Origin of the sequence: Mycoplasmopsis agassizii, assembly GCF_002276225.1 — a bacterium.
In the GTDB taxonomy this organism is placed as follows: Bacteria; Bacillota_I; Bacilli_A; order Mycoplasmatales; family Metamycoplasmataceae; genus Mycoplasmopsis_B; species Mycoplasmopsis_B agassizii_A.
Genome location: NZ_NQNY01000008.1, coordinates 40,493 through 52,348, shown reverse-complemented (window position 1 = coordinate 52,348; position 11,856 = coordinate 40,493). Strand labels below are relative to the sequence as shown.

Here is an 11,856-nt window from a genome sequence, read left to right as displayed (position 1 = left end):
AATAATAAAAATGAACTTTCGAATGAAAGTCCATTAAAATAAAAATGTAAGAGTTGCAGTTATTAGAACACTCTAGGCTCCTATTTTATAAAAAATAGGAGTTTGTCTTATTTAATAATTAATTCAAAGTAAAAATCTTTTTTTTCTTCGCTATATTCTAGCACCTCAAAACTATAATTTTCTTCAATCACCATGATGTCACCTACTTCAATAGTTTCTTTATCTCAATACTTTTTAATTAAACTTAAAACTGTTTGATCTTCAGAATGTTCAATCTCCATACCACTAGCTTCAATTAAATCAACTACCTTGCTATTACCTCAAACACAATATTTTTCTAAAGAAACTTCCATGATCTGTTCATCTTCATCATGTTCATCATAGATTTCACCAACTAGTTCTTCAATAATATCTTCCATAGTTAAGATACCAACTATTTCATCATTTAGCCTACCTCTAGTAACTGCAGCCATATGTGACTTTTTACTTCTTAAAATTTCTAAGGCATTGTTTAAGGAAATGTTTAAAGGAATTAAAGGCATTACTCTCATAAAACGAGAAATAACTTCTTCATTTTCTTCACCTAAAATATCGCTGACATGAATCATACCAACAATATTTTTGTGTTCATTAATTAAAGGAATTCTTGAATAAGATGTTTCTTTAAAAACTTTAATTGCATCTTTTACTTTGGTATTAATTTCTAAAGTATAAACATCTTTTAATCTAACATAATGCGATAACACTTTTTCTTTATCTAAGTCAAAAGCGTTTTTAACTAGCTCAGTTTCAGCGTGTGTTATAACACCTTCTTGATTAGCTAATTCAACATAGTTTTTTAAATCTATTTCCTTATTAGTAATATTTTTTTTCTTTTTAAATAACTTAGAAATACCTGTAAATGGATAGAAAATATAAATTACTATATCTATCAAATAGACGACTGTTTTTAAATAAATTAAGGAGTGTTTTTTAGCAGTTATTTTAGGAACTATCTCACCAAAAATAACTATTAAGGGGGTTAAAACAATCAATGAAATTAAAGTTGAATAAAATTCAACGCTTTCGTTCGATATATAAGTTCTAATGAATTCACCAAAGAAAATACCTGTTACTAAGGTCGTTAAAATATTGACAATATTATTTGCAATTAATAATGTCATTAATAATTGATCAAAATGAGCAAGTTGTCTTTTTACCACTTTTGCTCATTTTTTATTTCTTTTTATTTCACCTTCTAAAGCAGCAATATTGACTGAAGAATAAGCCATTTCTGAACCAGAAAAAAATGCTGATAAAATAATTAAGACAACAGTTATTGGAATTAAAACTCAAATTAATACTGACATTATCTTGTCTCGTATTTCTTGTAATTATCGCCGTAACTATCGTTAGCAGTTAAAAAATTACTATGTGATAAATCAAATAATAAATTAATAGTTCCTGTAGCTCCTGAACGGTTTTTTACAACTGATAATTCAACAACTGAATAGTTGCTATTATGCATCTCTTCTTTATCAGATGGTTTGCGATTATAGTAATCATCACGATACATCATCATGATAATGTCAGCATCTTGTTCAATGGCTCCTGAATCTCTTAAGTCAGACATAACTGGTCTTTTATCAGCACGCGATTCTACGTTACGAGAAAGTTGTGCTAGAGCAATAATTGGGATTGATAATTCTCTTGCTAGCGACTTTAACATGTTTGAAATTTTAGAAACTTCAAGTTGGCGATTATCACCACCATAATTTTTTAATGACATCAATTGAAGATAGTCAATCATTACTAAATCAACAGTATTTTTATAGTATTCTTGGCGAATAATTGACTGAATATTTATAAAATCAGAACTGTGATTAGAAGCGATATTTAGTTTATATTTTCTAAAATTATTAACTGCAATTGAAATTTTAGTCAGATTTTCTGAAGATAGATCCTTAGGATTTCTTAGCAATTTAGGGTTAATAGTAGTTTGTTTTGAAATTAATCTTTCTACAAGTTGGGAACTATCCATTTCAAGTGAAAAGTACAGAACAGTTTTGTTTTCTTTAGCTGCATTTAAAGCAAAATTCAAGCTAAGAGCAGTCTTTCCCATAGAAGGTCTTGCAGCTAAAATAATTAGGTTTCCTTTTTGCCATCCATCAGTTAAATTATCTAATTCTTCATAACCAGTTGCAATTCCTGCAATATCATCATAACTGTTTCTACGATGATGAATTGACTCTAAATAATCAGCAGCTAAATCTTCTAGTTGATCAAATTCATTAAAAGAATTTAAGTCTGAAATATTAGTCAAATCATGGTTGATTCGACTAATAATTAAATTAGAATTATCTTCAATTATTGTTTCCCTAATAAGACGTGAATTTTTATCTAAAGATAAAAGAATTTTTCTGATATTACTTTTTTCAATGACGGTTTTAAAGTCTTCAAAAAAACGATCTGAACCGTTATATTTGATTAATAATTCATTGACATATTCTTCATTAAAATCTTTAACATTTCTAATTCTAGGGTTTTGGTTTAAAAGATTTCTTACTTCGCTTTTTAAAACATCAAATGTTAAATTTTTAACATTATCTAGTTGTTCATCAAATTTTGTTATTTGTAAATAAGAGTCTATGATAGTAAAAAAGATGCGATGATTTTCAAGATAAAAATCATCTGCTTTTAAACGATGTCTGATATTTTTAGCTAGGTCGTTTTTGAAAACTAAAGAAGCAATTATATTCAACTCGGATATAGGATCACTAATGTTTTTTTCTAAATTACTTTCCATCATCTTCTTTAATCACAACTTCTAAACGAGCTTCAACATCACCAAATAATTTAGCTTGTACATAGTGGGGTCCGACTGTTTTTAAAAATACTTTTTCAAAAGTATGTTTTTCTAAATGGAAACCATGATCTGCTAAAGATTTCATGATTTGTTTTGCTGTTATTGAATGATGTGTTTCACCTGTTTCAACATGAGCAACTTTTAATTTATAAACTAATTCAACTTTTTCAAGTTCTGCTTTTAGCTTTTGAGAATCAAGAACTTTTTGTTTATGATCTTCAATTTCTTTAATTAGTTGTTGCTCTAATTTTCTTTGATTTTCTTTTGTGTAAGGAACTGCTAATTTATTTTTAAATAAAAAATTTTGAGCATATCCAGGACTAACCTCGACAATACTTTTTGCTTTTCCTAAATCTTTATGGTCTTTAGTTAATATTACTTTCATTGTATTTCACACTCACAATCGCTTGAACGATATTATCGACAAACTTTTCTATTTCTTCGTTACTTACAGCTGCTGCAGCTGCATAATGTCCACCACCACCGACTGCTTCGGCAATGATTTGGACATTAGTTTTAATACCTCGGGCACTCATTTTATAAAGTGCAGGGTTAGAATGAGGAATTTTAGCAATTACAAAAACTGCTTTTCTTCCTGAAATTCTTAGCATCTCATCGGCAGCAATTGAGACGATATCTTCAGGCACTTCATTAGAAGTATAACTGATAAAAAATCCTGTTTTAATTTCTTTAATATCATCAACAAGTTTTTTAATAATTTTATTATTTTCTTCACTAACTTTTAATAATTCAACAGCTTCAATGGCTGAGGCACCTCTAAATTCTAATAAAGCAGCGGCATTAAAAGTAGGTCCTGAAGTTGATTTTTGGAATTGATTTGTATCCATATAAATTCCATTTAATAACATTTGCGAAACAACTGCATCGTGTTTTAATTCGTGTTTAATAAAACTAATAACTTCAGTTGTAATTTCACTAGCACTTGAGGCTGTTGTTTCAATGTATTGGTTTTGTAGTGGACAAAACTGTACATTTTCACTAACTCGGTGATGATCTAGAACAAAAATGTTTTCTGGTTTTACCTTATTAAAGGCATTTTCGTTTTCAATTCTTTTTGCTTCTGCAGTATCAACTATTATTACTAAAGTATTTTCATCACTCATTTGTGAAGCTGTTGAAGGCTTAATAAATAGGTTTTCAGGTTTACCTAAATATTTAGCAATTGCTTTTTTGGTTGTGTTATCAAAAGTTACATTTTGAATATAAGCTTCTTTACCAAATTGTTTTGCTAGCCAAACCATGGCATAGGCAGAACCAAAAGCATCTAAGTCGGCTAATTTATGTCCATAAACAATTACTTTATTAATACTTTTTGAAGTTAATTTATGTTCTAATAAGCGAGCAACTTCTTTAATCATAGTTCGTGAATAATTAACTGAAATTTCACTTTTTGATCCAAAAAAAATTGGTTTTTGATCTTTTTGATAGATAGTTACTTGATCCCCACCACGACTTTGACTTTGGCGCAACGCTGATTTAGAAACTTCAAAAAGTTCACTAATTTTGTACATCCCACGGGCAATCCCCATTGAGATTGTTAAACGTACATTACTTTTTAACTTTGAATTATTTTCAAGTTGTTCAATAAAATTAAATTCACTTTTAATCAGTTTTTCAATAGTTTCATTATTAGTTATAATAATGAATTTACCTTTTACATATTGGCGATAGGCAATATTATATTCTTTAACAAGGTTTTCTAATAAATCAACAATTGTTGCTTCAATATTAAAAATTTCTTCTTCAGAAAGTACTGATTGATAAAGTTGATAGTTATCAATTTCAATTTCACCAACTGCGATTTTTTCATCACGGTAATTAGTAATAATTGATTCTCTAACTGTAACATCTTCAATCGTAACCATGTTGTAATTATTATATCTTTTTAATAAATAAATAACTGTTACACCATTTTTTTCACGCTTGATTAAGATATCATCTTCATCATCATATACTAGCTGATCTTTAACTTCAGGAAAAACCTGAGCAAGTTTACGATCGATTAAATTTGAACCTAGTTCGTTATTTAAATATTCTGATGATCAAACAATCTTGGATAAAGGATTTAAGATTAATACTCCGATTTTATGTTGAGCAATCACTTTATCTAAATATTGGTAAAAACTACGGTTAATAAAGTAATTCTTTTTAGTTAGATAACGAATTAAAAAATATGAAAAAGCCATTACTGAAACTGCTGTTAAAATCAATGCTAAAGCACCAATTGCCACCAAGTTTGGTTGTAATTGGTCTTTAGTTATTTCAATAATTAGCCAAGCAATGAATGCTCCGAGCATCGCTGTTGCAAAGACTGAAAACCCGATAATGTAGAATTTTTTCATTTTTTTATTATATAAAATAATTTGCTTTAAGCCACTAAATTTTCCATTAAAGTCGAAAAAAATCTGAGTTTTGCTAACTTTTAAAATAAAAAAATCTAAATTAGCGACTAATTTAGATTTAATAATCAATTTTATTTAAATTAAAGGCAGAATTACTAAAGAATTTATAATTAAAAATAATGAAATTGTAATTCCAAAAAAGATTGCTGTTGATAGTCCATCACTTAAAGTTGCAAGAATTGGTGAAGAAGCAGCAGCTGGATCTCTTTTTAGTTTCAACATTAATAAAGGAATAAATGTTCCCAAAAATTTAGCCATAATTAAAACTAAAAATAAAGCAGTTGAACTAGCAAAAATTAAAATTAATGCTGAAGCAGGATTAGTTAATAAAAATTGGCTTGCTAGAAAATAAATAGATAAACGCACAGCGTTAATAACAAAGACTATTGCCCCAATAATGACAGCGACGAAAAATTCTTTTTTATAAATTTTTCAGAGTTTGACCTTTTTAAATTCACCTAAAGCATAAGCTCTAGTGATGGTTGCAATTGATTGACTTCCTGCATTTCCTGCAGCATCAGTTAAAACTGGAACAAGACCTGATAAGATTAATGAACTAACTCATAAGTTAATTGTTTGTGAAGAAATATCGACAAAAACTTGAATTAGAATTTGTGAAAATGTTGAACCAATCAATAATAATGCTAATCAAAAAAATCGGCTTTTGACAATATCAATAATTTTAGTTTTTAAATAAGGTTTTGAAGCATCTTCAACTTTAATCCCTACTGCTTGATAAATATCTTCAGTTGCTAATTCACGAGCAACGTCAAACATATTTTCACTATCGATAATTCCTACCAGTTGTTTTTCTTTATTAATAACAGGCAAAGCAGACATATTTTGTTGTCCATATAATTGCACTGCTTTTTCTAAACTATCAGTATCATAAACACCTTCAACAACAAATAATAAATCACTGATTAAAGTATTTTTATTATTGTCTTCATCAAAGATCATATCTTCTAAAGTAACTGCACCAACTAGTTCTTTATTTTCATTAACAACGAAAAAATAATGTCCAATTTCTTTATCGCCTATATAATCTTTTTTAATTTTATCTAGGGCGTTTGCAATTGTATCACTATCATAAAGAATTGAAATTTCAACTTGCATAATGCTACCTGCTTGTTCATCTTCATATTTTAAAATTTTGGCAACATTTTCTGCTTTTTCAGTGTTTTCTAAACGCTTTAAAATAATGTTTTTTCTTTGAACATCTTCTTCAAAAAAATCAAGCAAATTAGTGATCTTAATTGCAGTCATTGCTTTCAATAAATTAAGTGAAAATTCTTCACTAAAATCAAAGAATAATTCTGCTTGAATTGACTCATCAAGTTGTTCAAAAATATCGGCTGCTAAATTAATTTTTATGATTCTTAAAAAAGTAATTTGTACACTCTTATTTAAACTTAAAAAGGCGTCTTCAATTGCAGCATCTGAAAGTTGCTCAATTAATAAATTTAATTGATTTTTATTTTGTCTTTTTATAAAAATTATGAACAGTTTTGCTAGTTCATCTTTTTCTAAATTGATTCATGATTCATCAAATAAATTGGTTTTATTTAAATCAAGAACTTTTGTATTTATTTTTTTTGTTTCAATATCTTTTATATTTTGCATGATGACTCCTTTCTAATTATTAATGATTGTAAATTGCACTGCTGCAGAATCAAGTGCTAAAAATAATCCTATAATTAAAGCATAAAAAATTGTAATTGAAATTGTATCTAAAATTGTTGTAATTAAAGGTGCTGATAAAACTGCTGGATCTTTTTTGAAAAAGATGGCTACTAAAGTTAATCATGTTCCTAAAAATTTAGATAAAACTAAAATTAAAAATAAGACTAATGAAGAAACAAAAATAATTACTAATGTGTTGTTTCTAGAAGTAACAAAATCGCCCGAAATTGCGAAGTAAATGGATAATCTAATAATATTTACAACAAATAATAAAGCACCGATTATGAGCCCTATTTTGACTTCTCTAGCAACTATTTTTTTACCTTTGATTCCTTTTAATTCGCCTAATGCAGCAGCCCTTGAAATAGTAACGGAGGATTGGCTTCCAGCATTACCAGCGGCACCACTTAAAATTGGTAATAAAGAAGTAAGAATTGAAATTGAAACTCAGCTTCCTAATTTTTGATCAACAACATTTGAAAAAACTTCAATAATAATTTGACTAAAAGTTGCAACTATTAAAAGCAAGACAATTCAAAATAATCTACTTTTAACAATACTTTTTACAGGTGCTGAAACATATTCAAAAGTTTCGACATCTTCAACTTTAACACTAGCACGTGAATAAATATCTTCACTAGCTTGCAATTCAATTTCATCAAACATACTTTCACTTGTTAAGATTCCTGATAAATAATTAAAGTTATTTACAACAGGAATTACAGACATATTTTGCTTTGCAAAAAGGTTTTGACTTTCTTGAATTGAATCAGAAGTTTTTGCTGCATAAACTTGAAATTTATGATCTTTAACTAAGTCATTTCTAGGATTAAAAATTAAGTCTTCTAAAGTGATTGCACCACTAAGTTTTCCTTTGTCATCTGTGACAAAAAAGTAGTGTCTTAAATCCTTATTTTTACCATAAGCATTTTTGATTTTTCTCAAGGCATCTTTTAAAGAAATATTTGACTCAATTGAGACAATATCAACAGCCATAATACTTCCAACTTGATCATCTTCAAATTTTAAAATTTCATTAATTTTTTTACGCTTTTCTTCATCTTTAACTTTAGCTAAAATACCTGCGGTCATTTCTGAAGGCAGTTCTTCAATCAAGTCAGAAATTTCATCACTTTTTAATTCATTAATAATTTCTGAAGATAAATCATCTGCAAAATTTGTTAAGAGTTGTGCTTGCACATCTATATCTAAATTTTGAAATATTTCAGCTGCTTGTTTTGTTAATAAGAATCTAAAAAAAAGCACCTGAATAATGGGTTTCATTATTAGGATGCTTTCATTTATTTTACTTAAAGGCGTATTATTCACTAATTCTCTGAGATCATTAAAATTTCTCGTTCTTACTAGTTTTGAAAAAGATTCAGCAAGTAAGGTTGAAGCATCGCTTTGTTGCTCATCGGAACCTAATGAAGTCAAGGGAATATTTGTTCCAATATTTTCATCATTGTTATTAAAATCATCTTGAAAATATTGCATTTTTACACCCCTATTCTTTTAGTAATTTTACTAATGATTCTTGGAAATTGTCAATATTTGTTTTATTAAAAATTCCATTTTTAGTAATGGTTATGTCACCTGTTTCTTCTGATACAACAATTGTTGTTGCATCAGATAATTCACTAATACCCATTGCAGCACGGTGGCGAGCACCATAACTGTTATCAACAGATTTACGAGTAATTTTATAATATGTGGCAGCATAAAGAATCTTGCTGTCACGAATTATGATAGCACCATCATGTAGTGGGCTATTTTTTTGGAAAAGAGCAATTATTAAACTGCTACTGATGTTGGCATCAATGATGACACCATCTGTTCTTAAGTTATCAATTTGATCATGGTTTTCAATCGTGATGATTGCTCCAGTTTTAGTTTTAGCTAATTGAATAACTGCTTCTTTAACTTGGTGAATTAAACGAATTTTACTACTCTTTCCTAGTTTAGAATAGCGACTTCGTTTAAACATTAAACGATATAACATTTGCCCATAAGGTGTTAATGTTAATACTAAAACAATGGTTAATAAAGCAAGAATAACACTTCCAAATATGATTACAAGTGTTTCTGTAGGCATATACTAAGCTAAAAATCCTGAAGATAAACCAATTGCTAATACGATTAATAATGCAATTAAAGAAAGTAAGAAGACTGTTTTAGCAATCATGTATCATGTTTTAGTTTTTAAACCTCAAATTTTTTGGTTTCCTTCATCAGGTCTAGCTAAAACTACTTCTTCAGGTTTTGCATTATTTTCTTTTAATTGTTGTAATTCATTGTTTGAAATCAATTCACGAGTGTTTTCTACTCTAACGTAATTTCTTTCATTAATGATTTTCTTTTGATGTCTTGCACGCTGAATAATTTCATCATCGTCTGGAAATTCCTGTTCAACTTCATCGATAATGATTAGAGCAGTTTGATCATCAACTGTAATTAATGATTCACTTTTATCAAGGCGATCCTTGATTGCTCTTCTTCTTTCTAATTCTCTTAAAGTTGCTTCTGCACGAAGTAATCTTTGCATTTGTTCATCATCAATAGTTGTTGTTGAAGAGTGATCTTGAGGCTCGTGATGTTCAATTAAAATTTCACGAGTTGCTCTTAATTCTTCTAATTCAGATTTAGTATTTTCATGTGCTTGAACTTCTGATTCTAAACGTGATAAATCTAAAATTTGTGTTTGGCGAATTTCTTCGACTTGTCTTTCAGCCTGCATTCTTGATAAACGTTCACGTGCTAATTTTTCTTCTAATTCACTAACTTTTTCTTTTTCATCATTTAATAAAACAGTTGCTAATGAATCTTCGACTTTAACAATTTTTTCTTTAACTACTTCAACTTCTTGAGTTAAAATTCAAGGTTGCTCTTTTGATTTTAAAAGAAGTTCTTGAGTTTGTTGTTTTTGTAAATCTAGTTCATTTTCAGCTAGACTTCTTCTTGCTTTTTCTTCTTGAAGTGCTTTTTCACTTTCAATTAAACGGCGTTCTAAAGTTGAAGTATGACTGTTAACGTTTTGAATTTCTTTAGTAAGTTTAGAATTTTCTTTTTCTTCTTTTTTAAGACGTTTTTCAAGTTCTGATTTTTCAGCTTCTCAAGTGCTTTCTTGAGCCTTTAATTCTTCACGCAATTTACGTTCACGTTCTTGTAGAAGTTTTTTAGCTCTTTCTTGTTCTTCTTTAGAATCATCACTATCGATTAGAATTTGATCATGACCTTTTGCTGATTTAACACTCTTAATTGTACGAACAAATTTTCCACCTTTTTGAAATCAAAGATTTGCATTCAGGTTTAGTTTTTTAAAATGCTCTACAGCATCTTTTTGATGTTCAAATTCACCTGTTGGGTTTTCATTTGCTTTCTTTAGAGTTCAGATATTTTTTCATTTAATATCTGGATTTTTACCGTCATTTTCTCTTAATGTACAGTATCATCGTTCGAATTTAATTTTTTCTGTTGCCATATTTTCCTCATTCTTAATATGTTTTGACAAGGATTGATTTCTATAGAAAAACTATAGTATTTTCCTTGCTTTTACTATAATTTTAATTTAAATAAATTAAATATAAATAAAAAAACTCATTAATTTTTTGAAAATTTATTTTTGTGTAGAAAAGTGTAGAAAAAATCTGTTTCTCAGTAAGAAACAGATAGAAATCTATATAAATTGATGAAATTTCTTTCTTAATCAACGTAGGAAGAATCAAATTTTCCGTACGTTTTCTTGACATCTAGGACACGCACTCAGATTTGAGGATCAAAGTTCTGCATGTCTCTGATTAAAGATTTAGATTCAAAGAAATACATAACTGTAGAAATTTGATAAGTAGGTAACTTTGTATAACCACTTGTATAACTTTCAATTCTGTATGAATGTCAGTAGTTAATTCTATTGAAGAAAGAAACTAGAATTTCTGGTTTATTTGTAGAAATTTCTACATTGATCTTTTTATATTTAGGATAGAAAAAGTTTAAGACAGCACTAGATATTAAGACAATCATTGCTGTTGTGAATAACTGAATCGCTAAGAAATTTCTTAACCCTACATCAATTGAATTATGTGAATCTCAACGGATTCCTGCATAGATTATAAAGTAAACTGCGACTGTAGAAAAAGATAGAAGTCTTAATAAAGAACCTATACTTTTTTGGTATTTAACTGAATAGAAATAAGAAATAATATCTGTACCTGCTGTAGAAGAACCTGCTTGTCAAAGCACTGCATAAACTACACCTGTACCTAAAGAACCAATTAATCCATAAACAACAATTGGTCAGTTATCGTTTCCTTGTGCAGTTTCTAATGATCAAGAACCTGCTAAATCAGTGATGCGATTTATTCAATCTAGGATTGGTTCAATATTTAAAATTGAACTTCATAATACGGTTGTAATTAAATAGGTTCAATTCAAAATAATAAATGTAGGCTTAATTTTCTTATGGAAAATAATCATCAGTGGCATATTGCTGATTAAGAAAAGTAAGCCGTAAAACGGTTTTAAAACTGGAAAAATAAACATCAATAAAGTTGGTATTCCTGCAACACCTGATGGAATAGTTTCAGCCCTTGTGATAAAGGCGATGATGATAAAATTTAAAACTAAAGAAGCAATAAAGATTTTAAAAATACTTCATCTTTTAATTGCGACAATATCATATCAAGGTAATTTTTCTATATCACTTGAAGAATATGAGCCTGTGTATCAATCAGTATTTGCTTCAGGTCTTAATAATTTTGAAAGTCTGATTCTCTTTTTTTGTTCAATGCTACTTTCAGTTTTATAGTGTGTTGTAACTTGATGTAAATCAATTAATTCACAACTATATTTTTCACCTGTGTTTAGGATTTTATCATCGTTTGGTATCGGATTTTTTTCACTCATTTT

The 11,856-nt window shown here is 28.4% G+C and carries 9 protein-coding genes; all 9 read right to left on the bottom strand.

The window, feature by feature from the left end; genetic code table 4:
• Positions 1–107 precede the first annotated feature (107 nt).
• Positions 108–1,349, bottom strand: coding sequence for a hemolysin family protein (locus CJJ23_RS02980; RefSeq protein WP_095334882.1), 1,242 nt, complete (start codon positions 1,347–1,349; stop codon positions 108–110).
• Complete coding sequence (locus CJJ23_RS02975; protein ID WP_180738015.1) at positions 1,349–2,785, bottom strand: replicative DNA helicase; 1,437 nt, start codon at positions 2,783–2,785, stop codon at positions 1,349–1,351. The genes CJJ23_RS02980 and CJJ23_RS02975 overlap by 1 nt, the downstream gene beginning before the upstream one ends.
• The gene (gene rplI, locus CJJ23_RS02970; protein ID WP_095334880.1) at positions 2,775–3,230 is read right to left on the bottom strand and encodes a 50S ribosomal protein L9; all 456 of its coding nucleotides are present in this window, start codon (positions 3,228–3,230) and stop codon (positions 2,775–2,777) included. The genes CJJ23_RS02975 and rplI overlap by 11 nt, the downstream gene beginning before the upstream one ends.
• Positions 3,211–5,208, bottom strand: a complete 1,998-nt coding sequence (locus CJJ23_RS02965) for a DHH family phosphoesterase (RefSeq protein WP_143823622.1) — start codon at positions 5,206–5,208, stop codon at positions 3,211–3,213. Before CJJ23_RS02965 ends, rplI begins: the two co-directional genes overlap by 20 nt.
• A 135-nt stretch (positions 5,209–5,343) precedes the next feature.
• Positions 5,344–6,891, bottom strand: a complete 1,548-nt coding sequence (gene mgtE / locus CJJ23_RS02960) for a magnesium transporter (RefSeq protein ID WP_095334878.1) — start codon at positions 6,889–6,891, stop codon at positions 5,344–5,346.
• A gap of 12 nt (positions 6,892–6,903) precedes the next feature.
• A complete protein-coding gene (gene mgtE / locus CJJ23_RS02955; RefSeq protein ID WP_095334877.1) occupies positions 6,904–8,448 on the bottom strand; it encodes a magnesium transporter in 1,545 nt (514 codons plus the stop codon).
• A 10-nt stretch (positions 8,449–8,458) separates the two neighbouring features.
• The gene (locus CJJ23_RS02950) at positions 8,459–9,046 is read right to left on the bottom strand and encodes a diadenylate cyclase (RefSeq protein ID WP_095334876.1); all 588 of its coding nucleotides are present in this window, start codon (positions 9,044–9,046) and stop codon (positions 8,459–8,461) included.
• Positions 9,047–9,049: 3 nt separating this feature from the next.
• A complete protein-coding gene (locus CJJ23_RS02945; protein ID WP_095334875.1) occupies positions 9,050–10,432 on the bottom strand; it encodes a hypothetical protein in 1,383 nt (460 codons plus the stop codon).
• A gap of 221 nt (positions 10,433–10,653) precedes the next feature.
• The gene (locus tag CJJ23_RS02940; protein ID WP_095334874.1) at positions 10,654–11,853 is read right to left on the bottom strand and encodes a YitT family protein; all 1,200 of its coding nucleotides are present in this window, start codon (positions 11,851–11,853) and stop codon (positions 10,654–10,656) included.
• Positions 11,854–11,856 lie beyond the last annotated feature (3 nt).